Source organism: Mycobacterium sp. NGS11, from assembly GCF_059813315.1.
On record NZ_JCALEJ010000004.1, the window covers coordinates 1 to 17,023 of the forward strand.

Annotated in this window: 16 protein-coding genes; 9 read left to right on the forward strand and 7 right to left on the reverse strand. The window is 66.9% G+C overall.

Translation table 11 applies throughout. The features are described 5' to 3' along the window. Positions 1-125: 125 nt before the first annotated feature. From AC5Y4T_RS06795 to AC5Y4T_RS06835, 9 genes are all read left to right on the forward strand, one after another. Positions 126-899: a response regulator transcription factor gene (locus AC5Y4T_RS06795; protein WP_499918396.1), complete on the forward strand. Its 774-nt coding sequence runs from the start codon at positions 126-128 to the stop codon at positions 897-899. Further along, a complete protein-coding gene (locus AC5Y4T_RS06800) occupies positions 896-2,431 on the forward strand; it encodes a sensor histidine kinase (protein ID WP_499952499.1) in 1,536 nt (511 codons plus the stop codon). Before AC5Y4T_RS06795 ends, AC5Y4T_RS06800 begins: the two co-directional genes overlap by 4 nt. A 309-nt stretch (positions 2,432-2,740) precedes the next feature. Continuing rightward, positions 2,741-2,824, forward strand: coding sequence for a potassium ABC transporter ATPase (locus AC5Y4T_RS06805; protein WP_499952673.1), 84 nt, complete (start codon positions 2,741-2,743; stop codon positions 2,822-2,824). After that, the gene (locus tag AC5Y4T_RS06810; RefSeq protein WP_067355147.1) at positions 2,821-2,910 is read left to right on the forward strand and encodes a potassium-transporting ATPase subunit F; all 90 of its coding nucleotides are present in this window, start codon (positions 2,821-2,823) and stop codon (positions 2,908-2,910) included. Before AC5Y4T_RS06805 ends, AC5Y4T_RS06810 begins: the two co-directional genes overlap by 4 nt. Further along, positions 2,911-4,581 (forward strand): potassium-transporting ATPase subunit KdpA, encoded by a 1,671-nt coding sequence (gene kdpA, locus AC5Y4T_RS06815; protein WP_499952500.1) that lies wholly within the window; start codon positions 2,911-2,913, stop codon positions 4,579-4,581. Beyond that, positions 4,581-6,728 carry a potassium-transporting ATPase subunit KdpB gene (kdpB, locus tag AC5Y4T_RS06820; protein ID WP_499952501.1) on the forward strand — a complete coding sequence of 716 codons (2,148 nt, stop codon included), beginning with the start codon at positions 4,581-4,583 and terminating at the stop codon, positions 6,726-6,728. Before kdpA ends, kdpB begins: the two co-directional genes overlap by 1 nt. A gap of 1 nt (position 6,729) precedes the next feature. Next, entirely contained in the window at positions 6,730-7,653 is a 924-nt protein-coding gene (locus tag AC5Y4T_RS06825; protein WP_499952502.1) for a potassium-transporting ATPase subunit C, read from the forward strand. Positions 7,654-7,665: 12 nt separating this feature from the next. Beyond that, on the forward strand, positions 7,666-10,239 hold the full coding sequence (locus AC5Y4T_RS06830; RefSeq protein WP_499918402.1) for an ATP-binding protein: 2,574 nt from the start codon (positions 7,666-7,668) through the stop codon (positions 10,237-10,239). Next, positions 10,239-10,919: a response regulator gene (locus AC5Y4T_RS06835; RefSeq protein ID WP_499918404.1), complete on the forward strand. Its 681-nt coding sequence runs from the start codon at positions 10,239-10,241 to the stop codon at positions 10,917-10,919. The genes AC5Y4T_RS06830 and AC5Y4T_RS06835 overlap by 1 nt, the downstream gene beginning before the upstream one ends. A gap of 64 nt (positions 10,920-10,983) precedes the next feature. Here AC5Y4T_RS06835 and AC5Y4T_RS06840 read toward each other — a convergent pair whose 3' ends face one another. The 7 genes from AC5Y4T_RS06840 to AC5Y4T_RS06870 all read right to left on the reverse strand — a co-directional run bounded on the left by AC5Y4T_RS06840 (position 10,984) and on the right by AC5Y4T_RS06870 (position 16,959). Next, entirely contained in the window at positions 10,984-11,271 is a 288-nt protein-coding gene (locus tag AC5Y4T_RS06840; RefSeq protein WP_499952503.1) for a hypothetical protein, read from the reverse strand. A gap of 101 nt (positions 11,272-11,372) precedes the next feature. Further along, entirely contained in the window at positions 11,373-12,329 is a 957-nt protein-coding gene (locus tag AC5Y4T_RS06845; RefSeq protein WP_499952504.1) for a Ppx/GppA phosphatase family protein, read from the reverse strand. After that, positions 12,323-12,811 carry a DUF501 domain-containing protein gene (locus tag AC5Y4T_RS06850; protein WP_499952505.1) on the reverse strand — a complete coding sequence of 163 codons (489 nt, stop codon included), beginning with the start codon at positions 12,809-12,811 and terminating at the stop codon, positions 12,323-12,325. The genes AC5Y4T_RS06845 and AC5Y4T_RS06850 overlap by 7 nt, the downstream gene beginning before the upstream one ends. Further along, positions 12,804-13,511 carry an FtsB family cell division protein gene (locus AC5Y4T_RS06855; protein ID WP_499952506.1) on the reverse strand — a complete coding sequence of 236 codons (708 nt, stop codon included), beginning with the start codon at positions 13,509-13,511 and terminating at the stop codon, positions 12,804-12,806. The genes AC5Y4T_RS06850 and AC5Y4T_RS06855 overlap by 8 nt, the downstream gene beginning before the upstream one ends. Before the next feature lie 20 nt (positions 13,512-13,531). After that, positions 13,532-14,821, reverse strand: a complete 1,290-nt coding sequence (gene eno / locus AC5Y4T_RS06860) for a phosphopyruvate hydratase (RefSeq protein ID WP_499918410.1) — start codon at positions 14,819-14,821, stop codon at positions 13,532-13,534. Positions 14,822-14,886: 65 nt separating this feature from the next. Further along, on the reverse strand, positions 14,887-15,615 hold the full coding sequence (locus AC5Y4T_RS06865) for a lytic transglycosylase domain-containing protein (RefSeq protein ID WP_499952674.1): 729 nt from the start codon (positions 15,613-15,615) through the stop codon (positions 14,887-14,889). Positions 15,616-15,933: 318 nt separating this feature from the next. Further along, positions 15,934-16,959 carry a nucleoside triphosphate pyrophosphohydrolase gene (locus AC5Y4T_RS06870; protein WP_499952507.1) on the reverse strand — a complete coding sequence of 342 codons (1,026 nt, stop codon included), beginning with the start codon at positions 16,957-16,959 and terminating at the stop codon, positions 15,934-15,936. Positions 16,960-17,023 lie beyond the last annotated feature (64 nt).

The window sequence follows — 17,023 nt, forward strand, 5'->3', positions numbered from 1 at the left end:
TTCGCTGCCCCGCGAATCAGCCCACCGCCCCGCGCAGTCGGACGCGGCCGCTGACCGACGGCTACATTTGAGGTTTCTATGAACTCCGTGACAGTCCCGTGTGCGGCTTGCCAGAATGTAGGAACATGACCGCAATGTCGGGAACCTCAGCCGCGCAGCGCCCACGTCAAGCCATCCTGGGGCAGCTGCCCAGGATCTACCGTGCCGACGGGTCACCCATCAGGGTTTTGCTGGTCGACGACGAGCCGGCGTTGACGAACCTGGTGAAAATGGCGCTGCATTACGAAGGCTGGGTCGTCGACATCGCCCACAACGGACGCGAAGCCATGGCCAAGTTCGACCGGGTCAACCCGGACGTCCTCGTCCTCGACATCATGCTTCCCGATGTGGACGGGTTGCGAATACTGGAACGCGTCCGGCAGTCCGACGCCTACACCCCCACGCTGTTCCTCACCGCGCGCGACTCGGTGATGGACCGGGTCACCGGTCTGACCGCGGGCGCCGACGACTACATGACCAAGCCGTTCAGCCTCGAGGAACTGGTTGCCCGGCTGCGCGGCTTGCTGCGCCGCTCCGGGCAGCAACCCACGCCGACCGCCGAGACGCTCAAAGTCGGCGGACTCAAGGTCGACAGCGCCAGCCGGGAAGTCACCCGCGACGGCGACCCGATTTCGCTGTCCTCCACCGAATTCGAATTGCTGCGCTTCCTCATGCGCAATCCCCGCCGCGCGTTGAGCCGGACCGAGATCCTGGACCGTGTCTGGAATTACGACTTCGCCGGCCGCACCAGCATCGTGGATCTCTACATCTCGTACTTGAGGAAGAAGATCGACTCCGGGCGGGAACCGATGATTCATACCGTCCGTGGTGTGGGGTACATGCTCCGGCCGGCGGAATGACCCGAGACCCGATCGGCGTATCCAGGGACTTTCCCCGGTGGTTCCCCCATTCGCTGCGGCGCCAACTGCTGTTGGGGGTGCTGGCGGTGGTCAGCGTGGTGCTGGTGACGATCGGGATCGTGTCGGTGTTGAGCCTGCGCGGCTACGTCAACATCATGAGCGACGCCGATGTGGCCGAGTCTCTGGACGCGTTCAGCCACCAGTACACCAAATACCGCAACGGCGAACATGTTTCGCCGAAGCCCGGCACCCCGCCGATCGCACAGGCGATGCTGGAGTTCACCGGGCAGACGCCGGGCAACCTGATCGCCGTGTTGCACAACGGCACCGTGATCGGGTCGGCAGTGTTCTCCGAAGACGAACCCAAACCCGCGCCGGCCGACGTCGTCCGTGACCTTCAATCGCAATCCTGGGGTGATGGGCCGCCGCGCACCGAAATTCTCGGCAGGCTGGGGCCTTACCGCATCGACAGCACTGTCAACGGGTCCGACGTCCTCGTCGTCGGGGTGTCGCACAACCTGGCCGACCGAATCATCGCCCGCAAACAGCTCACCACCATCGTGCTCACCGCGGCGGCACTGCTGGTCACCGCCGGGCTCACGGTGTGGGTGGTCGGCTACACCCTTCGCCCGCTGCGCCGGCTCGTGGCCGTCGCCGCCGGTGTCGCCGCCATGCCGCTCACCGGCGACGACCACCTGATCAGCGTCCGGGTACCACCGCAGGACACCAACCCCCAGAATGAGGTGGGGATCGTCGGCCACACGCTGAACCGCTTGCTGGACAACGTCGATAGCGCTCTGGCGCATCGGGTCGACTCGGATCTGCGGATGCGCCAATTCATCACCGACGCAAGCCATGAGTTGCGCACACCGCTGGCCGCCATTCAGGGCTACGCCGAACTGACCCGCCAGGACAGTTCGGCGCTGCCGCCGACCACCGAATACGCCTTGGCCAGAATAGAATCCGAGGCTCGGCGGATGGCATTGCTCGTCGACGAGTTGCTCCTGCTTTCGCGGCTGGGTGAAGGCCAGGATCTGCAGACCGAAGAGGTCGACCTGGCCGAGTTGGTCAGCAACGCGGTGAACGACGCGACGGTGGCAGCCTCGACGCACCACTGGGTCAAAGACCTGCCCGACGAGCCGGTATGGGTGCTCGGCGATCACGCCCGGCTGCATCAGCTGGTCAGCAATCTGCTCAGCAATGCCCACGTGCACACTCCGCCAGGGGTTACGGTGACGACCGGAATCACCTGCCGCCGTGTCGGTCCCGGTGCGCCCTACGCGGAAGTGACCGTCACCGACGACGGCCCGGGCATCGACGCCGAGCTGCTGCCCAGGTTGTTCGAGCGGTTCGTCCGGGCCGACAAGTCGAGGTCCAACGGCTCGGGCAATGGACTGGGTTTAGCCATCGTCAACTCGATCGTCAAGGCTCATCAAGGTTCGGTCACCGCCGAATCCGACGAGAGCCGCACCGTTTTCCGGGTACGGCTGCCGTTGATCACCAGGTCGACCGCCGACACACCGTCGCAGTAGCGCACCCGCGGTGGTCGCATGGATGCCGTTGCCGCAGCCGCTGATTGACCGACACTGCGATTCTTTCCTGCCCGGACCCCGGGCGTAAAGGAACCGTAAATGTGCACCGTGCGCCCGTTAGGAAACCGTCAACCGGACGCGCCGGCGGATGCCACCGAGCTAATTTCGAGCTGATCTTGACTGGCGAGACCTTCGCTGATGGTGGTGACCCGCTGTGCCCGGCTGTGCCGCGCTTGCGATCACCACACGATGTGGCCGGCTCGTCGAGTCCCATTTCGTATGCACGTGATTGGCGCGGACGGAGAAATGATGGGCGTGGCGGTGTATCTCGTGCTGACGGTGGCGGTGTTCGCCACACTCGGCCTGGCTCAAAAGTTGGTCGAGCGGCTGTGAACTACCAGAATGCGGTCGGCCTGGGGCTTTCCATCCTTATCGCGCTCTACCTCGCAGGCGCCCTGCTGTTCCCGGAGAGGTTCTAAATGAACACGACGACAGCCGGGATCCTTTTTTTGGTCGTTCTCGTCGTGGCGCTGGTGGTCGTGCATATTCCCTTCGGCGACTATATGTTTCGGGTGTACACGTCGGACAAGGACCTGCAGGCCGAGCGAGTGATCTATCGACTGATCGGGGTCGATGCCCGCGCGGAGCAGACCTGGGGGGCCTACGCCCGCAGCGTGTTGGCGTTCTCGTCGGTCAGCATCCTGTTCCTGTTCGTATTCGAACTCGTGCAGGGAAAGTTGCCGTTGCATCTGCATGACCCGGCCACCAAGATGACGCCCTCACTGGCCTGGAACACCGCGGTCAGCTTTGTCACCAACACGAACTGGCAAGCGTATTCGGGCGAAACGACCCAAGGCCATCTCGTGCAGATGGCCGGGCTGGCTGTGCAGAACTTCGTTTCCGCCGCCGTCGGTATGGCGGTGGCGGTGGCGCTCGTGCGCGGGTTCGCCCGCAGGCGTACCGGCGAGCTGGGCAACTTCTGGGTGGACCTGGTGCGCGGAACGCTGCGCATCCTGCTGCCCATCGCCATCATCAGCGCGATCCTGTTGGTGGCCGGTGGGGCGATCCAGAACTTCCACCTGCACGACCAGATCGTCGCAGGAGTCAACGGCACCGCGCAGACCATCACCGGCGGTCCGGTGGCCAGCCAGGAGGTCATCAAGGAACTCGGCACCAACGGTGGCGGTTTCTACAACGCGAACTCCGCGCACCCGTTTGAGAACCCGACCGCGTGGACCAATTGGCTGGAAATCTTCCTGATCCTGGTGATCGGCTTCTCGCTGCCCCGCACCTTCGGACGGATGGTGGGAAACACCAAGCAGGGCTTCGCGATTGCGGCCGTGATGGCGACGCTCTACACGATCAGCACGACGTTCATGCTGTGGTTTCAGGTGCAGCACCACGGCACGGTGCCGACGTCGATCGGCGCGGCGATGGAGGGAGTCGAGCAGCGCTTCGGCGTCACCGACTCCGGGGTGTTCGCCGCCGCCACGACGCTCACCTCGACCGGTGCCGTCGACTCCGCTCATGACTCCCTCACCAGCCTGGGCGGCATGATCGCGATGTTCAACATGCAGCTGGGCGAGGTCGCGCCCGGCGGCACCGGGTCCGGCCTGTACGGCATCCTCGTGCTGGCGGTGATCACCGTCTTCGTCGCCGGGCTGATGGTCGGGCGCACCCCCGAATACCTCGGCAAGAAGATCACCCCCCGCGAAATCAAGCTTGCCGCAAGCTATTTCCTGGTCACGCCGTTGATCGTGCTGACCGGCACCGCGATCGCGATGGCACTGCCCGGCGAGCGGGCCGGCATGCTCAACGGCGGGCCGCACGGACTCTCCGAGGTGCTCTACGCGTTCACCTCCGCGGCCAACAACAACGGGTCGGCCTTCGCCGGGCTCAGCGCCAACACGATTTGGTGGAACACGGCCCTCGGGCTGGCGATGGCCTTCGGCAGATTCCTGCCCATTGTGCTCGTGCTGGCCTTGGCCGGCTCGCTGGCCAAGCAGGGCGCCACACCGGAGTCGACGGGCACCCTGCCCACCCATCGGCCGCAATTCGTCGGGATGGTGGCCGGCGTCACGTTGATCGTCGTTGCCCTCACGTTCTTGCCCATGCTCGCGCTCGGGCCTCTCGCCGAAGGAATCCACTGATGACCGCGACCGCGATCGAGCCGGCCGAACAGACGCAACCGGCTCCGGTAAGCCGAAAACGGGTGCAGGGCGGCCTGCTCGACCCGAAGATGCTGTGGAAGTCGACCCCAGATGCGCTGCGCAAACTCGACCCGCGCACCCTCTGGCGGAATCCGGTGATGTTCATCGTCGAAATCGGCGCCGCCTGGAGCACCGTGCTGGCGTTCCTGAGCCCGACGTGGTTCGCCTGGCTGACGGTGATCTGGCTATGGCTGACCGTGCTGTTCGCCAACCTCGCCGAGGCGGTCGCCGAAGGCCGGGGCAAGGCCCAGGCCGAAACGCTGCGTCGGGCCAAGACCCAAACCATGGCCCGGCGGCTCAAAGACTGGGCGCCCGGAGCCACCGCGGTCGAGGAAGCCGTCGCCGCGGCGCAGTTGCAGCAAGGCGACATCGTCGTGGTCGAAGCCGGACAGGTGATCCCGGGTGACGGCGATGTCGTGGAAGGCATTGCCTCGGTGGACGAATCGGCGATCACCGGTGAATCGGCGCCGGTGATCCGCGAATCCGGAGGAGACCGCTCGGCGGTCACCGGGGGAACCACCGTGCTGAGCGACCGCATCGTCGTGAAAGTCACCCAGAAGCCGGGCGAAAGCTTCATCGACCGGATGATCGCGCTGGTCGAGGGCGCCAACCGGCAGAAGACTCCCAACGAGATCGCGCTGAACATCCTGCTGGCGGCGCTGACCATCATCTTCGTGTTCGCCGTCGCGACGCTGCAGCCGCTGGCGATCTACTCCAAGGTCAACAATCCGGGCGTCCCGGATGGCCAGGCGCTGGGCGCAAGCGGTGTCACCGGGATCGTGATGGTGTCGCTGCTGGTCTGCTTGATTCCGACGACGATCGGTGCGCTGCTGTCGGCCATCGGCATCGCCGGCATGGACCGGCTGGTGCAGCGCAACGTGCTCGCCATGTCCGGGCGGGCGGTGGAAGCCGCCGGCGACGTGAACACCCTGCTGCTGGACAAGACCGGCACCATCACCCTGGGCAACCGGCAGGCCGCGGCCTTTGTCCCGCTCGACGGCGTCTCCGCCGAACAGCTGGCCGACGCCGCGCAGTTGTCCAGCCTCGCCGACGAAACACCCGAGGGCCGTTCGGTTGTCGTGTTCGCCAAGCGGCACTTCGGGTTGCGGGCACGCACGCCCGGTGAACTGGCCCAGGCCCAATGGGTGACGTTCTCGGCCACCACCCGGATGTCGGGTGTCGACCTCGAGGGGCACCTGTTGCGCAAGGGTGCCGCGAGTTCGGTGGCGGAATGGGTACGCGCGCAAGGCGGTACGGTGCCCCAGCAGCTCGGCGAGGTCGTCGACGGCATCTCTGCCGGGGGCGGTACTCCGCTGGTGGTCGGGGAAAGCCGTGGCGGCACAGCGTCGGTGCTCGGCGTCATCCATCTCAAGGATGTTGTCAAGCAGGGCATGCGCGAGCGGTTCGACGAGATGCGGCGGATGGGCATCCGGACGGTGATGATCACCGGTGATAACCCGTTGACCGCCAAGGCGATTGCCGATGAGGCCGGAGTCGACGACTTCTTGGCCGAGGCCACTCCCGAGGACAAACTCGACCTGATCAAGCGCGAACAGGAAGGCGGCAAGCTGGTCGCGATGACCGGTGACGGTACCAACGATGCGCCGGCCCTGGCTCAAGCCGACGTGGGCGTGGCGATGAACACCGGCACGTCGGCCGCCAAAGAGGCCGGCAATATGGTCGACCTGGACTCCGACCCCACCAAACTCATTGAGATCGTGGAGATCGGTAAGCAGCTGCTGATCACCCGGGGCGCCCTGACCACCTTTTCGATCGCCAATGACATTGCCAAGTATTTCGCGATCATCCCGGCGATGTTCGTCGCACTGTTTCCCGGGCTGGACCTGATCAACGTGATGCGGCTGCACAGCCCGCAGTCGGCGATCCTGTCCGCGGTGATCTTCAACGCGATCATCATCGTGCTGCTGATCCCGCTGTCGCTGCGCGGTGTGCGATACACGCCGAACAGTGCGTCAAAGTTGCTGAGCCGCAACCTGTACGTCTATGGCCTCGGCGGCATCGTCGCCCCGTTCGTCGGAATCAAGTTGATCGATCTGATCGTCCAATTCATCCCGGGGATGTCCTGACATGTCTTTGTCGAATTTCGTTCGCCTGCACTGGGCGGCACTGCGCACCCTGCTGGTGCTGACCGTCGTCACTGGTCTCGCCTACCCAGCGTTCGTCTGGCTGGTCGCGCAGTTCCCCGGGTTGCGCGACCAGGCCGAGGGGTCGATTCTGACCGCCAACGGTAAGCCGGTGGGCAGCAGACTGATCGGCCAGCTGTTCACCGACAAGGACGGCAACGCGCTGCCGCAGTACTTCCAGAGCCGGCCCTCGGCGGCCGGCAACGGGTATGACCCGACCTCGTCTGGCGGCAGCAACCTCGGCCCGGAAAGCATCGTCGACACGCCCGCCGATCCGTCGCAACTGGCGGGCGGCAAGTCGGCGTCGGACGCCGGCTTCAAACCGAGCTTGTTGACGACCGTGTGCTCGCGCAGCGCCGCGGTGGGCAAGCTGGAGGGGGTCGACGGGTCGCGACCGTTCTGCACCGGCGGTGGCGTGGGTGCGGTGTTGTCGGTGATCGGCCCCCGCGACGCGCGCGGCGGCATCATCCGACCGACCCGGGTGGTCAGCGTCAACGAGCCGTGCGGAGCGACGATCACACCGTTCCTCGCCCTGTACCAGGGCGTGCGGGTCGAATGTGCCAGGTACGGCGAGGACTACTCGATCGGGCAGACCGTCCCCATCCGCGGTGCCGCACCCGCCGATCCGGCGGTGCCTGCGGACGCGGTGACCGCCGGCGGCAGCGGCCTGGATCCGAACATCTCACCCGCCTACGCCGACATCCAGGTGGCGCGGGTGGCCAAGGTGCGCCACGTCAGTCCAGAGCAGATACGTGAGGTCGTCGCGCAGAACAGCAGCGGTCGCGGGCTCGGATTTTTCGGTGAACCATGCGTCAATGTGCTGCAACTAAATCTGCAACTCGACCACCGGTACCCGGTCACGAGTTAGCGCCGAGGGGGGATGATGGTTGACGTGAGCGACGTCAGCCTCCGCGACCACCATCCCAAACGCGGGGAGCTGCGCATCTATCTCGGCGCGGCTCCGGGCGTGGGCAAGACGTACTCGATGCTGGGCGAGGCACATCGGCGGCTGGAACGAGGCACCGATCTGGTGGCCGGCGTGGTGGAAACCCACGGGCGGTCGAAAACCGCTGAGCTGCTTGAGGGCATCGAGCTCATCCCGCCCCGCCAAGTCGACTATCGCGGCGGCAGCTTCGCCGAACTAGACGTGCCCGCGGTCCTGCAGCGCCGCCCCCAGGTCGTCCTCGTCGACGAACTCGCGCATACCAATACACCGGGCAGTAAGAATGCCAAGCGCTGGCAAGATGTCGAGGAACTGCTCGACGCCGGGATCACCGTGATCTCAACGGTCAACGTGCAACATTTGGAAAGCCTGAACGACGTTGTCGCCCAGATCACCGGCATAGAACAGAAGGAGACGGTGCCCGACTCGGTGGTCCGACAGGCCTCTCAGGTCGAGCTGATCGATATCACGCCAGAAGCATTGCGCCGCAGGCTATCTCACGGCAACGTCTACGCGCCGGATCGCATCGATGCGGCGCTGTCCAACTACTTCCGTCGCGGAAACCTGACCGCGTTAAGGGAATTGGCCCTGCTGTGGCTTGCCGACCAGGTCGACACGGCGCTGGCCAAGTACCGCGCCGAGAACAAGATCACCGACATGTGGGAGGCGCGCGAGCGGGTGGTCGTGGCGGTCACCGGTGGACCCGAATCCGAGACGCTGGTGCGACGGGCGTCGCGTATCGCGTCGAAGTCCACCGCGGAGCTCATGGTGGTGCACGTCGTGCGCGGCGACGGGCTGGCCGGCCTGTCGGAGTCGCGGATGGCCAAGATTCGCAAGTTGGCGAGCAGCCTCGACGCGTCGATGCATACCGTGGTCGGTGACGAGGTGCCCACGGCGCTGCTCGAATTCGCCCGCGAAATGAACGCCACGCAGCTGGTGATCGGCACCTCGCGGCGATCACGCTGGGCACGCCTCTTCGAGGAGGGCATCGGTCCAAGGATTGTCGAGCTGTCGGGAAAGATCGACGTACACCTGGTCACCCACGAGGAGTCCAAACGCGGCTTCCGGGTGTCTTCACTCGTACCCCGCGAGCGGCGGGTGGCATCGTGGCTGGCGGCCTTCATCGTGCCGTCGGTCATCTGCGCGATCACGGTCACGATGCTGGACCCATATCTGGACACCGGCGGCGAGAGCGCGCTGTTCTTCATCGGCGTGCTGCTGGTGGGCCTGCTGGGAGGCGTTGCGCCCGCGGCGCTTTCGGCCGTGCTTTCCGGCCTGCTGCTGAACTACTACCTGATCGCACCGCGGCACAGCTTCACCATCGCCGAACCCAACAGCGCCATCACCGAATTGGTGCTGCTGCTCATCGCGGTCGCCGTCGCCGTGCTGGTCGACTTCGCGGCCAAACGCACCCGGGAAGCCCGACGCGCCTCGCAGGAGGCCGAGCTGCTGACCCTTTTCGCCGGGTCGGTGCTGCGCGGCGCCGACCTGGAAACGCTGCTCGAACGGGTACGGGAGACCTACGCCCAGCGCGCCGTCAGCATGCTGCGGGAAACCGGTGAGGAAGCGCTCGCCGGCGGGAAGAAGAGCGAAGTCATCGCCTGCGTCGGCAGAACCCCCTGCGCCACCGTCGATTCCGCCGACACCGCGATCGAAGTCGGCGACGACGAGTTCTGGATGCTGCTGGCCGGCCGACAGCTCTCCGCGCGCGACCGGCGGGTGCTCGGCGCGGTGGCCAGGCAGGCCGCGGGTTTGATCAGACAGCGTGAGCTTGCCGAAGAGGCGAGCCGCGCCGAGGCGATCGTCCGGGCCGACGAACTTCGGCGCTCACTGCTGTCGGCGGTCAGCCATGACCTGCGCACCCCGCTGGCCGCGGCCAAGGTCGCCGTCTCCAGCCTGCGCGCCGAGGACGTCGCCTTCTCCCCCAACGACACCGCGGAACTGCTGGCCACCATCGAGGAGTCGATCGACCAGCTGACCGCGCTGGTCGGAAACCTGCTCGACTCATCGCGTCTGGCCGCCGGGGTGATCCACCCGGAGCTGAGCCGGGTGTATCTGGAGGAGGCCGTGCAGCGGGCCCTGGTCAGTATCGGCAAGGGCGCCACCGGGTTCTTCCGGTCCGCCATCGATCGGGTCAAGGTCGAGGTGGCCGACGCCATGGTGATGGCCGACGCCGGGCTGCTGGAACGGGTGCTGGCCAACCTGATCGACAACGCGCTGCGTTACGCGCCCGACTGCGTGGTCCGGGTCAACGCGGGCCGGGTGGGTGATCGCGTGCTGATCAATGTCATCGATGAGGGCCCGGGGATTCCGCACGGGGCCGAGGAACAGATCTTCGAAGCGTTTCAGCGCCTTGGCGATAACGACAACACCATCGGTGTCGGCCTGGGCATGTCGGTGGCGCGCGGCTTCGTCGAAGCCATGGGCGGGACGATTACGGCCACCGACACCCCGGGCGGCGGCCTGACCGTCATCGTGGATATGGCTGCGCCACAAGCGATGGACGCGTGATGACGCGCGTCCTGGTGATCGACGACGAACCGCAGATCCTGCGTGCGCTGCGCATCAACCTGTCAGTGCGGGGCTACGAGGTGATCACCGCGTCCAGCGGTGCCGGCGCATTGCGCGCGGCCGCCGAGCACAAGCCCGACGTGGTGATCCTCGACCTCGGCCTGCCCGACATCTCCGGCATCGACGTGCTGGCCGGTCTGCGCGGCTGGCTCACCGCACCCGTTATCGTGCTCTCGGCGCGCACCGATTCCTCGGACAAGGTCGAGGCGCTGGATGCCGGCGCCGACGACTATGTGACGAAACCCTTTGGGATGGACGAATTCCTGGCGCGACTGCGGGCGGCAGTGCGGCGCAACACCGCCGCCTCCGAGCTGGAGCAACCGGTGATCGAGACCGAATCGTTCACCGTCGACTTGGCCGCCAAGAAGGTCACCAAGAACGGCAGCGAAGTGCATCTCACCCCGACCGAATGGGGAATGCTCGAGGTCCTTGTCCGCAATCGCGGCAAGCTGGTCGGCCGTGAGGAACTGCTCAAAGAGGTGTGGGGCCCGGCGTATGCCACCGAAACACATTACCTGCGTGTGTATCTCGCGCAGCTGCGCCGCAAACTCGAGAACGACCCGTCGCATCCCAAGCACCTGCTGACCGAGTCGGGCATGGGATATCGCTTCGAGGCATGAAACCCGCGGCCGGGTGCGCACGCCACTCTGGCGTCCGCTCCGGTGAGTTAGTTAATTGCCCGCCTCATAGCGACAGCCGGGCCGCCTCGCGCAATGCCAGCACACGCTGGTGGATCCGATGTTCGGTGCCACGCGGCATATATCCGGGCCCATACCGGCCTCGCCCGAGTCGCGACACCCTGCCGCGTTCGACCTCCCATCGCAGCGCATCCGAGATCGCCTTCGATGGTCTCCCGCACACCCCGAAGCTGTGCCATTGCAGCGCATCGATCAATTCGGTGATGGTCGCCGGGCCGTGCACCGCCAGTTGCATCGCGAGCACGTAGCGCAATTCGATTCCGCGAAGTGTCATCCCCGGACGGTCGCATACGGGTACGACACCGCCGAGACTGTCGCTACGAGGCGGGCGAAAGGCACACCCATTTTTCTAGATGCAAATGTGGCCTGTGTGATCTACGCCGAGATGGACAACACGATGCCGTCCAGGATGTCGTGCTCGCTGACCGTCAGCTCGCCGATGCCCGCTCGGGCACGCAGTTCGCGCGCCAACTCCTCGACCACGATCGCACCCCCGCCGATCACGTCGGCGCGACCCTCGTGCATCGGCGGCAAGGCCGCGCGCTCGGCGCGCGTCATGCCGATCAGCCGTTCGCAGACCGACAACAGGTCGTCGCCGGGTACGCACGAAAGATGAATGGCTGCAGAATCATACGCCGTCAAATTGTGGGCCAGCGCGGACAGCGTCGTCATCGTCCCGGCCAGCCCGACCCAGGTCTTCGCCCCCTCCACCGGCACCTCACCCAGCGCGACCTCCAGGCGTTCGCGCACCACCGCGCGCGCCGCCGCGACCTCCTCGGGCGTCGGTGGATCGGAATGCAGGCAGCGTTCGGTCAGCCGTACGCAGCCGATGTCGGCGGAGTAGCTGGCCGTCACGCCGCCGTCAGCATCGGCGCCGACCACGATCTCGGTGGAGCCACCGCCCAGGTCGACGACGACGAAAGGGCCCGCCGCACTGTCTAACTCGCCGACCGCCCCACGGAAAGAGAGCTCGGCCTCTTCGGCACCGGTAATCACCTCCGCCACCGCTCCGGGCAGCACCGCGCCCAACACCTCGGCCGTCATCGCAAAGAACGCGTCGCGGTTGGCGACATCGCGGGCGGCGGATGTCGCCACCATTCGCACCCGCCGCGCGCCGTGCTCGTCGATCAACGCCGCATAATCGCTCAGCGCCGCGCGGGTGCGCGCAATCGCGTCCGCCGCGAACTCGCCGGTCGCGTCCACGCCCTGGCCCAGCCGCACGATCCGCGTCTCCCGGTGCACGTCAACCAGCCGGCCACCGTCGAGGTCGGCGATCAGCAAGCGAATTGAGTTGGTACCGCAGTCGATTCCCGCGAGCCTTGCGTTCACCATTGGCCTGTCACCAACACGCCCGCCATCGCGGGCTCGTCAGCCAGGATCGCCAGCGCCTCGTCGCCGAACGGATTGACGCCGGGGCCCTTGGCCAGCGAGTGGGCGATCAGTACGTGCAGGCACTTGACCCGGTCCGGCATCCCGCCGCCGGAGAACGTCGTTCCCAACGATTCGATCGCGTCTCGTTCGGCCAGATACGACTCGTGGGCGCGGCGGTAGGCGGCCGCCAACTCGGCGTCCTGGGCCAGCCGCTCGGTCATCTCGCGCATCAACCCCGTCGTCTCCAGCCTGCTTGCAGCGGCCGTCAACGCCGGATGGGTCAGGTAGTACAGCGTCGGAAACGGCGTGCCGTCAGGTAATTTCGGCGCTGTCTTCACCACGCCGGGCTCACCATTGGGACACCGGTAGGCGATCTCGAGTACCCCGCGCGGCTCGCGCCCGAGCTGGCGCGCCACCGCTTCCAGGTCGGCATGGTCAACCACCGGGACCCGTGGGGTTCGGTGCGGGCACCGGCTCGGTCGATCCCGGCTCCGCCGGAGGAGGCGGGGGCGCAGGCGATTTGGCGGGCGGCAGGTGCGGGGCGTCGGCGATGGTGTGCCACAGCGACGTGTACCAGGGATCTCCGTTGGCCGGCTTCGCCGACGGGGATCCCGGCTGCGCGGGCTCGGCCGCCGACGGCGGAAGCTGAACCTGAAACGGGATGTCTCCTGGCTTGACGAAGCCCAGCCGCTCGCGGGCCTGCGCCGCAATGTAGGCCGGGTCGGCGAGTTTGGCCTTCCGCTGCTCCAACTCCGCGACCTGACTGCGCAGCGCAGCCTCGGTGGCGGCGAGCTGATTCATCTCGGTGCGCTGCGCGAAATAGGTGCGCACCGGTCCGGCGATGGTCAGCGTCAGCACGCAGACCACTGCGGCGAGCACCGCCGCGCGGCGCGCGGTGAAGCCCAGCCGTTGTTCGGAGCGCTGCTCGAGGGATTCGGCGGCCTGGCGCACGATGGGCTCGACGACATGCTCTTGCTGCCTACGCGTGGGATTGCGGCCGGCCTGGTTCGCGGTGGGCGACGTCCGCGACGACGGCTTGGAGGACGGCTTGGCCGTGCGACGCCCCCGACCCGAATCGCCGGCCTTCCCCGGGCGGGATGCCGGGGAGCGCCGCTTCGAGTCGGGCCGTTTCGCGTCAGCCATGTCAGCCGTTGAACGTCAAGCTATTTCGCCTCCACGGCATACCGAGGGAAGGCAAGGTCACCGGCGTAGCGGGCCGCGTCACCGAGCGCCTCCTCGATCCGCAACAGCTGGTTGTACTTGGCGACGCGCTCGCTGCGGGCCGGCGCACCGGTCTTGATCTGCCCGCTGCCGACGGCCACCGCCAAATCGGCGATCGTGGTGTCCTCGGTCTCGCCGCTGCGGTGGCTCATCATCGTGCGGTAGCCGCTGTGGTGGGCCAGCGCGACGGCGTCCAGCGTCTCGGTGAGCGTGCCGATCTGATTCACCTTGACCAGCAACGCGTTTGCGACGCCCTTGTCGATGCCCTCTTCCAGCCGTTCGGGATTGGTGACGAAGATGTCGTCGCCGACCAGCTGCACCCGGTCGCCGATCGACGCGGTCAACGTCACCCAGCCGTCCCAATCGTCTTCTGACAGCGGGTCTTCGATGGACACCAGCGGGTACGAGCCGAGCAGGCCGGCGTAGAACTCTGCCATCTGCTCGGCGGTGCGGGTGGCTCCCTCGAACTTGTAGCCGGTCCCGTCGGTGAAGAATTCGGTGGCGGCCGCGTCGAGGGCCAGCGCCACGTCGGCGCCGGGCTTGAAACCGACCGACTCGATGGCCCGGCTGATCAGATCCAGGGCCGCGGTGGTGCCGGCGACGTCCGGGGCGAAGCCGCCCTCGTCGCCCAGGCCCGTGCTCAGACCCTCCTTCTTGAGCACCGACTTCAGCGCGTGATACACCTCGGCGCCCCAGCGCAGCGCTTCGGCGAAGCTGGGCGCACCGATCGGCGCGACCATGAACTCCTGGATGTCGACGGCGGTGTCGGCGTGCGCGCCGCCGTTGAGGATGTTCATCATCGGCACCGGCAGGATGTGCGCGTTCGGGCCGCCCAGGTAACGGAACAGCGGCAACTCGGCGGAGTCGGCGGCGGCCTTGGCCACGGCAAGCGACACACCCAGGATCGCGTTGCCGCCCAGCCTCGACTTGTCGGGCGTGCCATCCAGATCCAGCAGCGCCTGGTCCACCAGCCGCTGATCGTCCGCGTTCAGGCCGATCACCGCCGGACCGATCTCGTCCAGCACGGCCTGCACCGCTTTGCGCACGCCCTTGCCGCCGTAGCGCTCGCCGCCGTCGCGCAGCTCGACGGCCTCGTGCTCACCCGTCGACGCACCGGACGGCACCGCCGCGCGGGCAAAGGTCCCGTCGATCAGGGCTATCTCGACCTCGACGGTCGGGTTACCGCGGGAGTCGAGGATCTCGCGGGCCCCGACCTGCTCGATAATCGGCACTGAGTTCTCCTTGCTTGGACTTGCCTAGTCGCCGGTGCGCTTTCGCCGGTCAGCGATACATCCTGCTACAGCGGGTGACCTTTCGCGTAAGCGGTCGCCCAATCCCGGACGGCCCGCGCGTAGACGCCGGAGTTGTTGTAGGCGCGCAGCGCGGTGATCCAGCCGCGGGGCGTTCCGAGATCCTTTCCGCGCCAACACAGATAGCCGGCCGCCGCGAGCGCGGCGTCGTCGATGTTGTCGGGGCTGACGCGGCCGTCGTTGTGAGCGTCGACACCATAGAGCCGCCACGTCTCCGGGATGAACTGCATCGGCCCCATGGCGCGCGTCACGCCGTCTTCGTCGGTGACGGCTTCCTCGGTGTCCACGATGCGCAGGGTGCCGCCGCTGCCGTCGAGGCGGACGCCCCGAATCGGGGGGCTCACATCGCCGTTGGGGGCCAGCCGCGCGCCGCGATAGGTGCCGTGGTGGCTCTCGACCTGGCCGATGCCGGCCAGGGTGGTCCAGGCGATGTGGCATTTCGGGTTTTCCACTTCCGCGACCCGGGCGGCGTAGGCGTAGGCCTCGAGCGCGATCACCGGGATCTCCAGCCCCGCCGACCGCTGTTGCGCCCACTCCCGCAACTGATCCGCGGGCCGGCCGCTGGCATGAGTGTCCACCGCCGGCACCGCATCCCCGGCCGGCGGCGGGACGCCGTCGGGAATGAACAGGCTGAGCTGCCAGGTACAACTAGAGGCCAGCACGATCGAGGTCGCGCCGATCACGGCGGCCGCGCGCAGCCAACGCCTCGGCGACACCATGCTTTCCTGAGCTCCCCACACTCGCCTGCACCAACTTCCGCCACACCATCGTCCCATGCGTTCGGCAACTACCCGGTTGCCTCGGGCCTCGGCGCACCGACTTATCGCCGGTTTCAGCTAATCATCGGTTAGCTGCTGGTCGCCCTGGCTAGCCCGGCCAGACCGACGCCGACCACGGTGATTCGCAACCTCATCCGCGATATTACCGAGTGGCCGATGACATATCCGGCAAACATTCCGGTGATCGCTCACGCGGACGGGCGAAAGTGTTGAAAAAAGGCGCGGGGGCGCCGCGGTAACGACGTGGCCACTGCCTCAGGCGTCACCGGCCGCGGCGTCGGCGCTGGATTCCACCTCGACCAAGTCGGAGTCGGCCTCGACCGCCGACTCTTCATCGTCGAGTGCCGCCGCGACCGTCGGCCAGTGCTCACGCCACTCCTCCTCGGAGATCTCGCCGGGCGGGGCCACGTCGAACTCGTCGGGAACGTCGGTGCCGCGGCGTGCGGCCGAGATCGTCCGCTCGACTTCGCGGACCGTCTCCACGAAGCCCAGAACGGCGGCGCGCAGGGCACTTTCGGCGTCGACGTCGGCCGACACCGAGATCGAGCTGATCGCCTCGGGGATCAGGTCGGCGGGTAGGCCCGCTTTGCCGGCACGGGCAATGACCTTCTGGGCGAGCGCCAATGCGGGCTGCCCGGTGTGCACGTCGTCCATCACCGATTTCCGTGGCTTCTCGGCCGCCTTGCGCTCTTCCCACTGGGCCAGTTGTTCTTCGAGCGAAATGGATTGCCCGGCAAGCACTCCCGGTACCCGATTGCCCAGTTTGCGCATCAGGGTGGCGGCGACGTCGTCGATGGTGAAGGGAGACTGCGCCGCATCCTCGGCGATGCGGGCGTGGAACAGCACCTGCAACAGCACGTCGCCGAGCTCTTCGCGCAACGCCTCGGCGTTGCCGCTGCCGACCGCGTCCAGCAGTTCGTAGGTCTCCTCCAGCAGAAATCTGCGCAGGGAGTCGTGCGTTTGCTCGCTTTCCCATGGGCCGGCGGTGCGCAGTTTGTCCATCATCGCCACGGCATCGACCAGCCGTTCACCACGTGGCGTCTCGGGCGCCGAGATCAGCCGGGCACCGGCCGCCAACCGTGCGACGACGGCGGGGTGCTCGCGGTCCGACGACAGCAGCACCGGCGCGTCGTCGCCGGAGTGCACCGGGCGCGCCGCTGACAGCGACCAGGGCACCGCGACGGGCATCTCCTCGGTGTATTGCACCTCGCCGGACAGGTGCTCGATGGCTTCGACGGGGACCAGCGAGGGCCGGCGGGGGTCGAACAAGACGACGATCAACTGCGCCCCTCCTCCTCATCGCTTCGTCCCCCTCGCCGCTTCGCGGCTGGGGGTTCCCCCACTG